The 15,408-nt window shown below is 74.1% G+C and carries 14 protein-coding genes; 12 read left to right on the top strand and 2 right to left on the bottom strand.

Annotation, left to right across the window (positions count from 1 at the left end; translation table 11 throughout):
• Positions 1 to 66: 66 nt before the first annotated feature.
• The 8 genes from infB to IEY96_RS06180 all read left to right on the top strand — a co-directional run bounded on the left by infB (position 67) and on the right by IEY96_RS06180 (position 8,944).
• Positions 67 to 3,072 carry a translation initiation factor IF-2 gene (gene infB / locus IEY96_RS06215; protein ID WP_189193835.1) on the top strand — a complete coding sequence of 1,002 codons (3,006 nt, stop codon included), beginning with the start codon at positions 67 to 69 and terminating at the stop codon, positions 3,070 to 3,072.
• Between the two features lie 80 nt (positions 3,073 to 3,152).
• The gene (locus IEY96_RS06210) at positions 3,153 to 4,202 is read left to right on the top strand and encodes a TRM11 family SAM-dependent methyltransferase (RefSeq protein ID WP_189193834.1); all 1,050 of its coding nucleotides are present in this window, start codon (positions 3,153 to 3,155) and stop codon (positions 4,200 to 4,202) included.
• A 34-nt stretch (positions 4,203 to 4,236) separates the two neighbouring features.
• Positions 4,237 to 4,530, top strand: coding sequence for a DUF503 domain-containing protein (locus IEY96_RS06205; protein ID WP_107077425.1), 294 nt, complete (start codon positions 4,237 to 4,239; stop codon positions 4,528 to 4,530).
• Between the two features lie 193 nt (positions 4,531 to 4,723).
• Entirely contained in the window at positions 4,724 to 5,212 is a 489-nt protein-coding gene (gene rbfA / locus IEY96_RS06200; RefSeq protein ID WP_189193833.1) for a 30S ribosome-binding factor RbfA, read from the top strand.
• Positions 5,209 to 6,255 carry a DHH family phosphoesterase gene (locus IEY96_RS06195; protein ID WP_189193832.1) on the top strand — a complete coding sequence of 349 codons (1,047 nt, stop codon included), beginning with the start codon at positions 5,209 to 5,211 and terminating at the stop codon, positions 6,253 to 6,255. The genes rbfA and IEY96_RS06195 overlap by 4 nt, the downstream gene beginning before the upstream one ends.
• Before the next feature lie 86 nt (positions 6,256 to 6,341).
• A complete protein-coding gene (locus tag IEY96_RS06190) occupies positions 6,342 to 6,752 on the top strand; it encodes a hypothetical protein (RefSeq protein WP_189193831.1) in 411 nt (136 codons plus the stop codon).
• The gene (locus IEY96_RS06185; RefSeq protein ID WP_172968016.1) at positions 6,752 to 6,961 is read left to right on the top strand and encodes a DUF6186 family protein; all 210 of its coding nucleotides are present in this window, start codon (positions 6,752 to 6,754) and stop codon (positions 6,959 to 6,961) included. Before IEY96_RS06190 ends, IEY96_RS06185 begins: the two co-directional genes overlap by 1 nt.
• 657 nt (positions 6,962 to 7,618) lie before the next feature.
• A complete protein-coding gene (locus IEY96_RS06180; protein ID WP_189193830.1) occupies positions 7,619 to 8,944 on the top strand; it encodes an MATE family efflux transporter in 1,326 nt (441 codons plus the stop codon).
• Between the two features lie 29 nt (positions 8,945 to 8,973).
• Here IEY96_RS06180 and IEY96_RS06175 read toward each other — a convergent pair whose 3' ends face one another.
• Both IEY96_RS06175 and IEY96_RS06170 read right to left on the bottom strand, forming a co-directional pair.
• Entirely contained in the window at positions 8,974 to 9,273 is a 300-nt protein-coding gene (locus tag IEY96_RS06175) for a hypothetical protein (protein WP_189193829.1), read from the bottom strand.
• A 70-nt stretch (positions 9,274 to 9,343) separates the two neighbouring features.
• A complete protein-coding gene (locus IEY96_RS06170) occupies positions 9,344 to 10,372 on the bottom strand; it encodes a hypothetical protein (protein ID WP_189193828.1) in 1,029 nt (342 codons plus the stop codon).
• 109 nt (positions 10,373 to 10,481) lie between these two features.
• On the opposite strand from IEY96_RS06170, the gene truB reads away from it, so the two are divergent.
• The 4 genes from truB (at position 10,482) to IEY96_RS06150 (ending at position 15,394) form a co-directional block, all read left to right on the top strand.
• Positions 10,482 to 11,366, top strand: coding sequence for a tRNA pseudouridine(55) synthase TruB (truB, locus tag IEY96_RS06165; protein ID WP_189193827.1), 885 nt, complete (start codon positions 10,482 to 10,484; stop codon positions 11,364 to 11,366).
• 30 nt (positions 11,367 to 11,396) lie between these two features.
• Positions 11,397 to 12,323, top strand: coding sequence for a bifunctional riboflavin kinase/FAD synthetase (locus IEY96_RS06160; protein ID WP_091312167.1), 927 nt, complete (start codon positions 11,397 to 11,399; stop codon positions 12,321 to 12,323).
• Between the two features lie 206 nt (positions 12,324 to 12,529).
• Positions 12,530 to 12,799, top strand: coding sequence for a 30S ribosomal protein S15 (gene rpsO, locus IEY96_RS06155; protein ID WP_043962418.1), 270 nt, complete (start codon positions 12,530 to 12,532; stop codon positions 12,797 to 12,799).
• A 219-nt stretch (positions 12,800 to 13,018) separates the two neighbouring features.
• Complete coding sequence (locus tag IEY96_RS06150; RefSeq protein ID WP_189193826.1) at positions 13,019 to 15,394, top strand: polyribonucleotide nucleotidyltransferase; 2,376 nt, start codon at positions 13,019 to 13,021, stop codon at positions 15,392 to 15,394.
• The last annotated feature ends 14 nt before the right edge of the window (positions 15,395 to 15,408 follow it).

Here is a 15,408-nt window from a genome sequence, read left to right as displayed (position 1 = left end):
AGGCTTCAAGTGCACGAGTGAGGTCGCTGCGGGTACTGCCCGCACGACCTCGGAGTGAGGAGTGCAGTGGCAGGAAAGGCCCGCGTACACGAGCTCGCCAAGGAGCTCGGGGTCGAGAGTAAGACCGTTCTCGCCAAGCTCAAGGAGATGGGCGAGTTCGTGAAGTCCGCGTCCAGCACCGTCGAGGCGCCCGTCGCCCGACGGCTGCGTGGCGCATTCGTCGCGTCCGCCGGTGGCACCTCGGCGCAGGCCGCCCCCGCGGCGGCCGCCCCGAGCCCGGCGACGACCCCGACGCCGACCCCGACCCCGGGCGCCCCCCGGGTCTCGGCCAAGCCGATGCCGCCCCGGCGGCCGGCCGCGCCGACCCCTGGACCGAAGCCCAAGGGCCCGGTCCCCGGCCCGCCGCAGCCGGCGACCCCGGTCGCCAAGCCGGCGAGCGCGCACGACATCGAGGTGGCGGCCGCCGAGGCGCGCGCCGCTGCCCTCAAGGCTGAGCAGGAGGCCGCGGTCAAGGCCGCGCAGGCCGCCCGCCAGCAGCAGCGGGAGAACGTCCGCCGCGAGCCCCCGACCGAGGGTGGTCCCCGTCCGGGGCCGCGTCCGGGTCCGAACGCGGCGCCGCCGCGTCCGGGTGCCCCGGCCGCCGGCCGTCCCGGTGGCCCGACCCCGGGCCCGGGTGCCCGTCCGGGCGGTCGTCCGCCGGCGCGCGGCGCCGGCAACAACCCGTTCGGTATCCAGGGTGGCCAGCAGCAGCGGCCTCCGGCCGCCGGTGCCGGCGGTCCCCGGCCGAGCCCGGCGGGCATGCCGCCGCGGCCCAGCCCGGCGTCCATGCCGCCCCGGCCCAGCCCGGCCTCCATGCCGAGCCAGCGGCCGACCACGGGTCGCCCCGGCGGTCCCGGTGGCGGTCGTGGTGGCCCCGGTGGCGGCGCGGGTCGTCCCGGTGGCGGCGGCGGTGGTTTCCGCGGCGGTCCCGGTGGCGGTGGCGGCGGCGGTGGTTTCCGCGGCGGTCCCGGTGGCGGCGGCGGTGGCGGTGGCTACCGCGGCGGTCCCGGTGGCGGCGGTGGTGCTCCCGGCGGCGGTTTCCGTCCGGGTGCCCCGGCCGGTGGCGGTGGCCGTCCGGGTGGTGGCGGTCGTGGCCGTGGCGGTGGCGCCGCGGGTGCCTTCGGGCGTCCCGGTGGCCGGCCGACCCGCGGTCGCAAGTCGAAGAAGCAGCGCAGACAGGAGTTCGACAACCTGTCGGCCCCGACCATGTCCTCGGGTGCTCCCCGGGGCCAGGGTCAGGTCGTCCGGTTGTCCCGTGGCGCCTCGCTGTCGGACTTCGCCGACAAGATCAACGCCAACCCGGGTTCGCTGGTCCAGGAGATGTTCAACCTGGGCGAGATGGTGACGGCGACCCAGTCCTGCTCCGACGAAACCCTGCTGCTGCTGGGTGAGCACCTCGGTTTCGACGTGCAGATCGTCAGCCCGGAGGACGAGGACCGCGAGCTGCTCGCGCAGTTCAACATCGACCTCGACGCCGAGGTCGCGGCGGACCGCCTGGTCAGCCGTGCGCCGGTGGTGACCGTCATGGGTCACGTCGACCACGGTAAGACCAAGCTGCTCGACGCGATCCGCAAGGCGAACGTCGTGGCCGGCGAGGCGGGTGGCATCACCCAGCACATCGGCGCCTACCAGGTCCACGTCCCGCACGAGGGCGAGGACCGCGCGGTGACCTTCATCGACACCCCGGGTCACGAGGCGTTCACCGCCATGCGTGCCCGTGGTGCCCAGGTGACGGACATCGTGATCCTGGTGGTGGCGGCCGACGACGGCGTGATGCCGCAGACCATCGAGGCGCTCAACCACGCCAAGGCGGCGGACGTGCCGATCGTGGTCGCGGTGAACAAGGTCGACAAGCCGGAGGCGAACCCGGACAAGGTCCGCCAGCAGCTGACCGAGTACGGCCTGGTCGCCGAGGAGTACGGCGGCGACACCATGTTCGTCAACGTGGCGGCCAAGCCCGGCATCGGCATCGAGGAGCTTCTCGAGGCCGTGCTGCTGACCGCCGACGCGTCGCTGGAGCTGACCGCTCCGATCGACGGGCCGGCGCAGGGTGTCGCCATCGAGGCGCACCTGGACAAGGGCCGCGGTGCGGTGGCGACCGTGCTGGTGCAGAAGGGCACCCTCCGGGCCGGCGACTCGATCGTCGCCGGTGGGGCGCACGGCCGGGTCCGGGCCATGCTGGACGAGAACGGCAAGCCGGTCGACGAGGCCGGGCCGGCGCGTCCGGTCATGGTGCTGGGTCTGACCACGGTGCCGGGTGCGGGTGACACCTTCCTGGCCGCCGAGGACGACCGGACCGTGCGGCAGATCGCCGAGCAGCGGCAGGCGCGACGGCGGGCGGCGGCATTCGCCAACTCCCGCGGCCGGGCCACCCTCGAGACGCTCATGGAGCAGCTCAAGGAGGGCGAGAAGACCTCGCTCAACCTGGTGCTCAAGGGCGACGTCTCCGGTTCCGTGGAGGCCCTCGAGGACGCGCTGTTCAACCTCGACATCCCCGAGGAGGTCCAGCTTCGGATCATCCACCGGGGCGTGGGCGCGATCACCGAGAGCGACGTCATGCTCGCGAGCGCCTCGTCCGAGGCGGTCACGATCATCGGCTTCAACGTGCGGGCCGCCAACAAGGTCCGCGAGATCGCCGACCGCGAGGGCGTGGAGATCCGGTACTACACGGTCATCTACCAGGCCATCGAGGAGATCGACGCCGCGCTCAAGGGTCTGCTCAAGCCGGAGTACGAGGAGGTCGAGCTGGGCACCGCGGAGATCCGCGACGTCTTCCGCTCGTCCAAGATCGGCAACATCTCCGGCTGTATCGTCCGGTCCGGCCTCATCCGCCGCAACGCCAAGGCGCGGCTGCTGCGGGACGGGTCGGTCGTGGCGGACAACCTCACGATCAGCTCCCTGAAGCGATTCAAGGACGACGCGACCGAGGTCCGCGAAGGCTTCGAGTGTGGTCTGACGCTGGGCGGTTACAACAACGTCCAGGTCGGCGACATCATCGAGACCTTCGAGATGCGGGAGAAGCCGCGCGCCTGAGCGGTGTGAGCACGACGGAGACGGCCGGGGCCTTCGGGTCCCGGCCGTCGCCGTTTCCGCAGGCTGCGACAATCTTCGGCGTGCTCAGGTACGCGCTGCTCCTCGCCCCCTCCGCCAACCGGGTCTACGCCGACGCCGCCGGCCGGCTGGCCCGCGCCGAACTGACCGTGTTCGCCGGGTCGGGGGTGCTCGACGCGCCGCCGGTCGACGCCGCCGTGGAACGCATCGGCGGCGTGGAGTACCTGACGTTCGCCGCCCCGGAGCCCGGCCCCCGGGACCTGGCTCACCTGGCGAACCTGTCGGCGGCGTATGCGCTCTTCGAGCGGGTGGGTGACGACCTGCTGCGGCCGGTGCCGCTGCACCCCCTCGCCCGGTACGACTCCGACCTCATCACCATCCCCAAGTACACCGGCAAGACCAACGAGCAGTTCACCCGGCTGCTGCTCAACGTCACCCTGCTGGCGTCGGCCTCGGCGCCCCGGATGCTGGACGGGCCGGTCGTGGTGCTCGACCCGCTCTGCGGCCGGGGCACCACCCTCAACCAGGCGCTGATGTACGGCTACGACGGCATCGGCGTGGAACACGACGGCAAGGACGTGGACGCGTACGCGGCGTTCCTGCGTACCTGGCTGCGCCGCAAGCGGCTCAAGCACACCGCCGAGATGGTGCCGGTGCGGCGGGACCGCAAGCTCGTGGCCCGGCGGTTCGAGACGGTCGTCGCGCCGTCCCGGGACGCGCACCGGGCCGGGGCGACCCAGCGGGTCACCGTGCTGCACGCCGACACCACCCGGGCCCGCGAGGTGCTCCGTCCCCGCTGCGCCGACGTGATCGTGACCGACGCCCCGTACGGGGTGGCGCACGGCAGCCGCACCGACGCGGGCCTCTCCCGCAGCCCCCTGGATCTGCTCACGGCCGCCGTGCCGGTCTGGCGGGAGCTGCTGCGCCCGGGCGGGGCGCTGGGGCTGTCCTGGAACACCCACGTGGCCCCGCGCGCGGAGGCCGAGGCGGTGCTGACGGCCGCCGGCCTGCGGGTCGTGGACGGGCCCGGCTGGCGGGACCTCGCGCACCGGGTCGACCAGGCGATCGAGCGGGACGTGCTGGTGGCGGTCGCGCCGGAGGAAAACGGGTGACCGGGGCGGCGCTCCTGCCGTACCGTTGCTCGCCGTGTACACCGGAACCGCGCAATTCGACCTGTTGCTCCCGGGGGATTCCCGGTCCCTGAAGGCCAAGCGGTCGTACGTCCGGCCGATCGTCGCGGCGCTGCGCCGGTTCGAGGTGTCCGCCGCCGAGGTCGGGGCGCTCGACCTGCACGGCCGGGCCCAGATCGGGGTGGCCGTGGTGGCCGCCGAGCCGGCGCACGTCCGCGAGGTGCTCGACTCCTGCGAGCGGCTGGTGGCCGCTCGTCCGGAGACCGAGCTGCTGTCGGTCCGCCGCCGCCTGTACGGCGAGGAGGACTGACCGGCCTCCTCGTCGCCGGCACGGGCGGCCCCGCGCGGGGGCGGCGATCGCGCGGGTAATGTTCGGGATGTTGGGCGGTCGGACCCGGCGGCGCCGTGCCGTCCGTCTCCGGCCGACGGCTCCAGGTCGCTCGGCGCCACACGCGCCGGGCTGGAGCCGTCGTAGCGAGCACGAAGCCCTGGAGGTGGGGGACATGACGGATCCGGCCAAGGTACGCCGGCACGCGGAGCGCATCCGTGAACTGGTCGCGTCGGTGGTGCGGAGCCAGATCAAGGACCCCCGGCTCGGGATGATCACCATCACCGACGCCCGGATCACCGCCGACCTGCGCGACGCCACCGTCTTCTACACCGTGCTCGGCGACGCGACGGCCCAGGCCAGCACCGCCGCCGCGCTGGAGAGCGCCAAGGGCATGCTGCGCAGCACCGTCGGCAAGGCGCTGGGGCTGCGCCACTCGCCGACCCTGACCTTCGTCCTCGACGACGTGCAGGACCAGGTCAAGCACATCGACGACCTGCTCGCGGCGGCCCGCAACGCCGACGCCGAGGTCCAGCGCCTGGCCGCCAAGGCCCAGTACGCGGGCGAGCCGCAGCCGTACCGGGTGGAGGACGAGGACTCCGACGCCGAGGTCGAGGACGAGGAGACCGAGGACGACGAGCCGCGCGGCGGCGACCGCCGGTGAGCGTTTCCGCCGCGGGCGGCCCGCCGGCCGGTGCCGGCCCGACCGACACCGACTGGGCGGCCGCCGTCGCGGCGGTACGCGGGCTCCCCGCCACGGCGCGGGTGCTGCTCATCTGCCACGTCAACCCGGACGGCGACGCGCTGGGCAGCATGCTCGGCTTCGGGCTGGGCCTACGCCGGCTCGGCGTACGGCAGCTCCAGGCGACCTTCCCCGGCCCGCCGGAGGTGCCCGAGCCGTTCCGCTGGCTGCCCGGATCCGACCTGCTCGTGGCGCAGGACGACGCGTATCCGGATCCGGACCTGGTGATCTGCTTCGACGCGGCGAGCGAGTCCCGGTTGGGTGACCTGGTCGACCGGCTGGACAAGGCGGGCACCGCGCTGGTGCTGGACCACCACGCCTCGAACACCGGGTTCGGCGGCATCCACCTCGTGGACCCGCACGCGGCGGCCACCTCGGTGGTCGCGCTCGGGCTGCTGGACCGGCTCGGGGTGGCGCTGGACGCGGAGATCGCGGCCTGCCTCTACGTGGCGCTGAGCACCGACACCGGCTCGTTCCGCTTCGAGGCCACCACGCCCGCCGTGCACGAGATGGCGGCCCGGCTGCTGGCCACCGGGATCCGGCCGGGGGAGATCTCCCGGCAGATCTTCGACACCCGGCCGTTCGGCGCGGTCCGGCTCTTCGGCGAGGTGCTGGGCCGGGCCCGGCTGGAGCCGGCGGCCGCTGCCGGGCACGGGCTGGTCTGGACCTACGCCACCCGCGACGACCTGGCCCGGCACGACCAGCCGGCGTACGTGCTGGAGGCCCTGATCGACTCGGTGCGCTGCACCGCCGAGGCGGACGTGAGCTGCGTGGTCAAGCAGGCCGGTGACGCCGAGTGGGCGGTCTCGCTGCGCAGCAAGGGTGCGGTCGACGTGAGCCGGGTGGCGACGGTGCTCGGCGGCGGCGGCCACCGGTTCGCGGCCGGGTTCACCGGACGGGGCACGGTCGACGAGGTGGTCGAGCGCATCCGCGCCGAACTGTCCGGCGCCCTGCTGCCCGCCTGACCCACTCCGTCCCGGGGCCGGAACCGGGGTTTACTCCGGGGCGTGCCGGTCTTCCCGCGCTCCGTGACACTGGGGACAATCGGGTGATGGATCACCCCCGTGAGCTCACCGTCGAGGCGCCCCGGGCCTGGGACCGCCCGGTCGTCTCCGTGCCGGTGCTGATCTGCCTCTCGCTGGTCGGCGGGCAACTGCCGTCCTTCTCCGCCTCGGCCAACCTCTACACCCTGGGCACCGGCGGGGCGTTGATCTGGGTCGGTCTGAGCAACCGGGTGCCGCCCCGGCGGCCGGCGCCGCGGCGGCTGCCGCCCGGCGCGCTCTGGTGGCTGCTGCCGGTCACCGTGTTCGGGGTCTTCGAGGGGGCCACCTTCGTGCTGTCGGTGGGGGACGAGTTTCCCACCTTCTCCCGGCTGGCCGACCCGATGCTGGAGGACCACCTGGTCCGCTCGGCGGCCTGGTTCGCCTGGCTGACCGCGTTCTGGGGACTGGTCCGCCGATGATGCGCGCCCTGGCGATCGGCGGCTTCCTGGCCGCGCTGCTGCTCTTCGCGGCCGTCGAGTGGGCCGCCCGGCGGGAGGGCTCCCGGATCCCGTCCCTGGCCGACGTCTGCGCCTTCGTGATGCGTTACGAGGTCGGCCCGGTGCCGGTCGGGCGGATCGGCCTGTTCGGGTTCTGGTGGTGGCTGGGCTGGCACTTCCTGGCCCGCTGAGCCGCCGCCCGACCCGTTCCGTGCTGTCCGTATCGCGGGAACAGTGGGCAGCATCTGGAAAGTGAACGTTAATTTGGGTGGGGGCCGGCGCTTCGGCGCTGGTCATGGGCGGTGGTGCCACACCCGGTGCCGCCTCCCTCCAGGGTCAGACCGACCCGGGCTCACGCTGCCAGGGAGCCGCTCCGGTGATCCCGGACCGCTGCCGGCGCTCAGCAGGCCGACGGCTCCACGCCGCGGCGCGGTCGACGCGCGCCGGGCTGGAGGGTCGGACGCCCCGTAGGGCCGCCGCGCGCCGGTGGTCCGCACCCTGGAAGGGAACTCCCATGGCGACCAAGCGCAAGCCGCAGACCGAGAACACCACCGACGAGGCGCGCGAGCAGATGCGCCGCGCTCTGCAGACCTCGATGGACACCCGTCAGTGACGGTGGCCGCCCGGCGGTGACGCCGCACGAACGACGTCACCGCCGCAGCCGGCTACCCGCACTGCCCGCCTGCCCGCCTGCCCACTCCCCGCGCCGCCCCTCGATCATGAGGTTGGCGGCGTTTCTGGTCTCCGCAGCTGCCGCCAACCTCATGATCGAGGGAGGAGCGCGGCCGAGTCGGTAAGTGACGGGTGGGGTTGCGTTCCTTACGAGGGGCGTGCCAGGATCGGCGGCGATGAGTCAGACAGTCGCGCCCGCCGCCCCGTCCGCCACGGCGCGGCGGATCGCCGCGTTGGCGCTGCCGGCCCTCGTGGTGCTCGCCGCCGAGCCGCTCTACGTGCTGGTCGACACGGCGGTCGTCGGGCATCTGGGTCGGGTCCCGCTGGCCGCGCTCGCCGTCGGCGGCACCGTGCTGACGCTCACCGCCTGGCTCGGCACCGTCGTCGCGTACGGCACCACGGGGCGGTCGGCCCGGCGGTTCGGTGCGGGGGACCGGGCCGCGGCCGTGGCCGAGGGCGTGCAGGCGTCCTGGCTCGCCCTGAGCGTCGGCGTGCTGGTGGCGCTCGCCATCCAGGTCGGGGGCGGCTGGCTGGCGCGTACCCTCGTCGGCGGCCCGGGCGAGGTGGCCGACGCCGCCGCGACCTGGCTGCGGATCGCGGCGCTCGGCGCGCCCGGTCTGCTGCTGGCGGCGGCCGGCAACGGCTGGCTGCGCGGCATCCAGGACACCCGCCGACCGCTGCTCTTCGTGCTCGGCCCCAACCTGCTCTCGGCGCTGCTCTGCCCGCTGCTGGTGTACCCGGCCGGGCTCGGCCTGGCCGGCTCGGCGGTGGCCAACGCGGTGGCGCAGACCATCTCGGGCGGCCTGTTCGCGGCGGCCCTGGTCCGGGAGCGGGTCCCGCTGCGCCCCCGGCCCCGGCTCATCGGCCAGCAGTTGGCGCTCAGCCGCGACCTGCTCATCCGGGGCGTCGCCTTCCAGGCCAGCTTCCTGTCGGCGACCGCCGTGGCGGCCCGGTTCGGCGCCGCCGCGGTCGGCGCGCACCAGATCGCCGTACAACTCTGGTTCTTCACCGCCCTGGTGCTGGACGCCCTGGCGATCGCCGCGCAGTCCCTGATCGGCGCGGCGCTCGGCGCCGGGGAGGCCGCCGCGGCGCGCGCCCTGGCCCGGCGGATCGCCCTGCTCGGCGGCCTCTGCGGCGTGGCGTTCGCGGTGGTCATCGCCGCCGGCGCCGGCCTCGTGCCGTCGTGGTTCAGCTCCGATCCACAGGTACGCGAGCAGGCCATGGTCGCCTGGCCCTGGTTCGTCGCGCTCCAGCCGATCGGCGGCGTGGTGTTCGCCCTGGACGGCGTGCTGATCGGCGCGGGGGACGTCCGCTACCTGCGCAACCTCACCATCGTGGCCGCGCTGGGCGGCTTCCTGCCGGCCATCTGGCTGGCCTACGGGCTCGACCTCGGGCTGGGCGGGATCTGGGCCGGGCTGACCCTGTTCGTGGTGCTCCGGCTGGTCGCCCTGCTGCTGCGGCTGCGCTCCGGTGCCTGGGCGGTGGTCGGCGCGGTCCGCTGACCGCCTCCGCCAGGACTCGCGGGCGAGGGTCAGATCTCGTGCTGCGTGATCATGTGGAACAGGTAGAGCGTGCCGACCACCAGCACGGTGGCCACCGCGGCCACCACCACGAAGGACGCGATCGCGGAGACCACCGGGTGCCGCTCGCTGAACCGGGTGCGCCCCTGCCACGCCCAGAGCCGGCGGCGCGCCGCCGCCAGGGCCGGAACGCCGTCGACGAGATCGGAGAGGCGGCGGCCGAGGGTGCGCCGAGGCGGCTCCGGGTTCCGCATCCAGTCGGGCAGGTCGACCCGGGGACGGTGCTGGTGCGACGGCGGGGTGGTGCTCATGCGGGGCTCCTGGGCGCGAGGAAGGGGGTGGCGGCAGTGTGCCGGAACCCAGCCTCCCGCGCGGCCCCGCTCAGCAGGTGTCCGGAAGGTCCAGCGTCGCGGCGGGGTCGAAGACCGCGTCCAGGTCCGGGCCGCCCGGGCCGTCGAAGCTGTGGGTGCCCAGGTCGAGCAGGCCCTTCTCGTACGCCGCGCAGTCGATGTTGGCGGCGTACGAGTTCGCGTCCTCGATCCACAGCCCCTTCGAGCTGGACTCGACGTCGTCGGGATGCGGCATGCTCCACACCACCGTGTCGTGCACGACCACGAGCCCGTCGCCCGGCACGGTGCTGCTGGTCGCGAAGGCGTACGACCAGACGAAGTTGGTGGTCACCGCCAGGATGCGGATGCCGTCGGCGTCCTTGGTGGACCGGTAGCTGATCCGACCCTTCACCCTGGGCTGGTCGGCGGTGAGCCGGGCGCCGGGCGCGAACCGGGTGGCGTACGCGGCGAAGGTGTCGGACGCGAAGGCCTTGCGCATGCCGGCGCGGGCGTCCCGGGCGAACTGCCGGACCAGCGGCTCGGGGTCGTCGTCGGTGATGAACCGGCGGTCCAGCCGCGCCGTCACCAGGACCGTCCGGACCTTCGTCAGCGCGGCCGCCACCTGCTTCTCGGTGAACGGGCCGGTCCGCTTCGCGGCCGGCAGGACGATCCCCGCCTGCCCCTGCGGGAACCCGGCGGCCGGCGTGCCGTCGAAGGGGGTGGACGCCCGGGGTGGCGCGGCGGACGCGGCGGACGTGGGGGACGGTGCGCCGGACGGCGGGCCGGACGGCGGGCCGAACGTCGGGAACACCACCGGCCGCCCACCCGCGGACGGCATCGACACCAGGACGGCCCCGCCGACCACCCCGACGAAGGCGAGCAGCAGCAGCGCCGTCACGCCGGTCAGCAGGGAGCCGGAGTGCCGGCCCGGCCAGCTCCGCTGGCCGCCGTCGCGGCGCGGGCCGACCGCGCCGGGTGGGGGCTGGCGCGGCCACTCCGGCGCCGCCGCCGGTCCGGGCCGGTGGCCGGGCGCGGGGGCGGGCTGGCGCGGTGGTGCCGAGTCCGGTCGATCGTCCGTCATCGCGGCCTCCGGTTGGGAGTGGGCGAGATGTCAGTGAGTGTCCCACCTTGTCGCTCGGCGCGGTATCCCCCGGCCGGACCGGGACCGGCATCTGGCAGGCTTTGCGGTCGTGAGCGCAGACGGTCTGATCGTGGTCGACAAGCCCGGCGGCATGACGTCGCACGACGTGGTGGCGCGGATCCGGCGGCTGGCCCGGACCCGACGGGTGGGGCACGGCGGCACGCTGGACCCCATGGCCACCGGCGTGCTGGTGATCGGGGTGGGCCGGGCCACCCGGCTGCTCACCTACGTGATCGGCGCCGGCAAGAGCTACACCGCGACGATCCGGCTCGGCCAGGCGACGGTCACCGACGACGCCGAGGGCGACGTGATCGCCAGCACCCCGGCCGGCGCGGTCACCGACGAGGCGGTCCGCGCCGCGCTCGCCGCGCTCACCGGCGAAATCGACCAGGTCCCCAGCGCGGTCAGCGCCATCAAGATCGACGGGCAGCGGGCGTACAAGCGGGTGCGCGAGGGGGAGAGCGTCGAGCTGCCGGCCCGGCGGGTCACCATCTCGCGGCTGGACGTGCTGGCGATCCGCCGGGACGCCCCGGACGTGGTGGACGTGGACGTGGACGTGACCTGCTCGTCCGGGACGTACATCCGGGCCATCGCCCGGGACGCGGGCCTGGCGCTCGGGGTCGGCGGCCACCTCACCGCGCTGCGTCGCACCGCGGTCGGCGGGTTCACCCTGGCCGAGGCGGCCACCCTCGACGCGCTGGAGCAGCGCGCCCCGGAGGTGGTGAACCTGCCGCTCGACGCCGCCGCCGACCGGTACTTCCCGCGCCGGGACGCCACGCCCGAGGAGGCCAGGGTGCTCTCCCACGGCGGGCCGCTGGACCCGGCCGGCATCGCGGGACCGTACGCCGTCTTCGGCCCGGACGGCGGGTTGATCGCTATCGTCAGCGAGCGGGACGGCCGGGCCCGCGCGGAGATCGTGCTGGCCCCCGCCTGACGGCGCGTGGGCGGACAGGGGAGGAGCGGCATGCAGCGGTGGCGGGGGTACGAGGCGGCACCCGGCGGCTGGGGACGTTCGGTGGTCACCATCGGCGTCTTCGACGGGGTGCACAAGGGCCACCAGGCCACCATCGGCCACGCCGTGGCGCGCGCCCGCGAGCTGGGCGTCAAGTCGGTGGTGGTGACCTTCGACCCGCACCCGGCCGAGGTGGTGCGCCCCGGCTCGCACCCGGCCGTGCTCACCGAGCCGGCCCGCAAGGCGGAGCTGATCGAGGCGCTCGGCGCGGACGTGCTCTGCGTGGTGCCGTTCACCCCGGAGTTCTCCCGGCTGCCGGCCGAGGCGTTCGTGCACGACATCCTGGTCGAGCACCTGCACGCCGCGCTCGTGGTGGTCGGCGACAACTTCCGGTTCGGGCACCGGGCGGCCGGCGACGTGGCGCTGCTGGAGCGGCTGGGCCGCACCTTCGGCTTCGGCGTGGAGGGCGCCCCGCTGGTCGCCGAGGCGGGCACGGTCTTCTCCTCCACGTACATCCGCTCCTGCGTCGACGCGGGCGACGTGGCCGCGGCGGCCGCCGCCCTGGGTCGCCCGCACCGGGTCGAGGGCGTCGTGGTCCGGGGCGACCAGCGCGGGCGTGAGCTGGGCTATCCGACCGCCAACCTGCTGACCCACCGGTACGCGGCGGTCCCCGCCGACGGGGTGTACGCGGCCCGGCTGGTGCGGCGGGGCGGGGAGCCCCTCGCGGCGGCGGTGTCCATCGGCACCAACCCGACCTTCTCCGGCCGCGAGCGCCGGGTGGAGGCGTACGCGCTGGACTTCACCGGCGACCTGTACGGCGAGCGGCTGGCCCTGGACTTCGTGGCACACCTGCGGGAACAACGGACGTACGACGCGATCGAGCCGCTCGTGGCACAGATCGCCGAGGACGTGGAGCGGACCCGCCGGGCGGTCGGCTGAGCGTGCCGGAGCCGGCCGGCGGGCCCGTTCGCGGCCCTTCACCGGGCGCTACCCGGCCGGGCTGGTAGTCTTGCGGGGACGTCGGCTGACCGACGTGGGGCCTCGCGTGCCTGCACGACGCCGCGGGTGCGAGGAACCGGTCCGTTCCCCGGTCACTCCGACCGATCCGACGGACCTCATCGAACGTTCCACGAAACAGGGAGAACATGGCGCTCGACCAGGAAGCCAAGGCCAAGATCCGTGCGGAGTACGCGACCGCCGAGGGCGACACCGGTTCGCCGGAGGTGCAGGTCGCGGTCCTCACCAAGCGGATCGCCGAGCTCACCGAGCACCTGAAGGTGCACAAGCACGACCACCACAGCCGCCGCGGGCTGCTGCTGCTGGTCGGCCGTCGCCGCCGGCTGCTCAACTACGTCCAGAAGAAGGACATCAACCGCTACCGGTCGCTCATCGAGCGACTCGGCCTGCGCCGATGACGTGACGGGGGAGTGGCCACTCGGCCGCTCCCCCGTTCCGGTACCACCGAAGAACCCGGCCGCGCGACAACCGAGAGGGAGCCGGTCAGCACCGGTCTCCGGTAGTGGCCCCCGGGAATCCCGGCATCATGCCGGCCACCCGGGCGCTTCGATCGAAGACCGGCCGCCTGAGCAGTTCCCCGTGTCGTGGGCCGACGACGCGAAGGAGCACCACAGCACATGACCGAGACCAACCTCGGCACCGAATCCCGCACCGCCGTGATCGACAACGGGTCGTTCGGCACCCGCGAGATCACCTTCTCCACCGGCCGCCTGGCCCGCCAGGCCGCCGGCTCCGTCATCGCCCAGCTGGGCGAGACGGTCGTCCTCTCCGCCACCACCGCCGGCAAGCAGCCCCGGGAGCAGTTCGACTTCTTCCCGCTGACCGTCGACGTCGAGGAGCGGATGTACGCCGCGGGCCGGATCCCCGGCTCGTTCTTCCGCCGCGAGGGCCGGCCGAGCGAGGACGCCATCCTCACCTGCCGGCTGATCGACCGGCCGCTGCGCCCGTCGTTCGTCAAGGGCCTGCGCAACGAGGTCCAGGTCGTCGAGACCGTCCTGGCGCTCGACCCGCAGCACCCGTACGACGTGGTGGCGATCAACGCCGCCTCGATGTCCACCAAGCTGTCCGGCCTGCCGTTCTCCGGCCCGATCGGCGCGACCCGGGTCGCGCACGTCGACGGCCAGTGGGTCGCCTTCCCGACCCTGGAGGAGCTGGCCCGGGCCACCTTCGACATGGTCGTGGCCGGCCGGGCGCTGGCCGACGGCGACGTCGCGATCATGATGGTCGAGGCCGAGGCCACGCCGCACGCCGTCGCCCTGATCGCGGACGGCGCCACCGCCCCGACCGAGGAGATCGTGGCCAGCGGCCTGGAGGCCGCCAAGCCGGCGATCCGCGAGCTGTGCCGCGCGCAGAGCGAGCTGGCCGAGGTGGCCGCCAAGCCGGTCGCCGAGTTCCCGGTCTTCCTGGACTACCAGGACGACGCGTACGAGGCCGTGGCCGAGGTGGCCCGCGCCGAGGTCGCCGAGGCCCTCAAGATCGCCGGCAAGGCGGACCGCGAGGAGGCCCTGGACCGGGTCAAGGCCAAGGTCGCCGAGGAGCTCGGCGGTCGGTTCGAGGGCCGCGAGAAGGAGCTCTCCGCCGCCTTCCGGTCGCTGACCAAGTCCGAGGTCCGCAACCGGGTGCTGCGCGAGCAGGTCCGCATCGACGGCCGCGGCCCGCGGGACATCCGCCCGCTGACCGCCGAGGTCGGCGTGCTGCCGCGGGTGCACGGCTCGGCGCTGTTCGAGCGGGGCGAGACCCAGATCCTGGGCGTCACCACGCTGAACATGCTGCGCATGGAGCAGATGGTGGACACGCTGTCCCCGGAGAACCGCAAGCGCTACATGCACAACTACAACTTCCCGCCGTACTCGACCGGTGAGACCGGCCGGGTCGGCTCGCCGAAGCGGCGCGAGATCGGCCACGGCGCTCTCGCCGAGCGCGCGCTGATCCCGGTGTTGCCGTCGCGCGAGGAGTTCCCGTACGCCATCCGGCAGGTCTCGGAGGCGCTCGGCTCCAACGGCTCCACCTCGATGGGCTCGGTCTGCGCCTCGACGCTGGGCCTGCTCTCGGCCGGTGTGCCGCTGAAGGCGCCGGTCGCCGGCATCGCCATGGGCCTCATCTCCGACGAGGTCGACGGCAAGACCCAGTACGTGACGCTGACCGACATCCTCGGCGCCGAGGACGCGTTCGGCGACATGGACTTCAAGGTCGCCGGCACCCGGGACTTCGTCACCGCGCTCCAGCTCGACACCAAGCTCGACGGCATCCCGTCGGACGTGCTTGCCGCCGCGCTCCAGCAGGCGAACGAGGCCCGGCAGACCATCCTCGACGTGATGCAGCGGGCCATCGAGGCGCCGGCCGAGATGTCGGACTACGCCCCGCGGGTCACCACCGTGAAGATCCCGGTCGACAAGATCGGCATGGTGATCGGCCCGAAGGGCCAGACCATCAACGCCATCCAGGACGAGACCGGCGCCGAGATCTCCATCGAGGACGACGGCACCATCTACGTCGGCGCGACCAACGGCCCGTCGGCCCAGGCCGCGGTCGAGCGGATCAACGCGATCGCCAACCCGACGCTGCCGAAGGTCGGCGACCGGTTCCTCGGCACCGTGGTGAAGACCGCCGCGTTCGGCGCCTTCATCTCGCTGCTCCCGGGCCGCGACGGCCTGCTGCACATCTCCAAGGTGGGCGACGGCAAGCGGGTCGAGAAGGTCGAGGACTTCCTCAACGTCGGCGACAAGGTCGAGGTCGAGATCGCCGACATCGACCAGCGCGGCAAGATCTACCTGGACAAGGTCCGCCCGGAGGGCGCCGAGGCGCCGGCCGCCGAGGAGGCCGCCGGTGGCGAGCGTCCGGCCGGCCGGGACCGCGGCGGCGACCGTGGCCCGCGGGACCGCGGCGACCGCGAGCGTGGCGGCGAGCGCGGCGCCCGGGGTCCGGAGCGCGGCGAGGGCGGCGGCGAGGGCGGCGGCGACGGCCGTCCGCGGCGCCGCACCCGGCACAGCTGATTCACCGAACGGCC

The organism is Micromonospora fulviviridis, from assembly GCF_014648395.1.
GTDB classification, from domain to species: domain Bacteria; phylum Actinomycetota; class Actinomycetes; order Mycobacteriales; family Micromonosporaceae; genus Micromonospora; species Micromonospora fulviviridis.
Note: the sequence above shows the minus strand (reverse complement) of the source record. Positions and strands in the feature narration are given on the sequence as shown.

Bases quoted from the DNA above. Each gene is read 5' to 3' on its own strand.
- IEY96_RS06170 (WP_189193828.1), bottom strand. From the start codon at position 10,372: ATGACGGACGATCGACCGGACTCGGCACCACCGCGCCAGCCCGCCCCC.
- IEY96_RS06190 (WP_189193831.1), top strand. From the start codon at position 6,342: ATGGATCACCCCCGTGAGCTCACCGTCGAGGCGCCCCGGGCCTGGGAC.
- rpsO (WP_043962418.1), top strand. From the start codon at position 12,530: ATGGCGCTCGACCAGGAAGCCAAGGCCAAGATCCGTGCGGAGTACGCG.
- IEY96_RS06180 (WP_189193830.1), top strand. From the start codon at position 7,619: ATGAGTCAGACAGTCGCGCCCGCCGCCCCGTCCGCCACGGCGCGGCGG.
- IEY96_RS06175 (WP_189193829.1), bottom strand. From the start codon at position 9,273: ATGAGCACCACCCCGCCGTCGCACCAGCACCGTCCCCGGGTCGACCTG.
- rbfA (WP_189193833.1), top strand. From the start codon at position 4,724: ATGACGGATCCGGCCAAGGTACGCCGGCACGCGGAGCGCATCCGTGAA.
- IEY96_RS06185 (WP_172968016.1), top strand. From the start codon at position 6,752: ATGCGCGCCCTGGCGATCGGCGGCTTCCTGGCCGCGCTGCTGCTCTTC.
- IEY96_RS06160 (WP_091312167.1), top strand. From the start codon at position 11,397: ATGCAGCGGTGGCGGGGGTACGAGGCGGCACCCGGCGGCTGGGGACGT.
- IEY96_RS06150 (WP_189193826.1), top strand. From the start codon at position 13,019: ATGACCGAGACCAACCTCGGCACCGAATCCCGCACCGCCGTGATCGAC.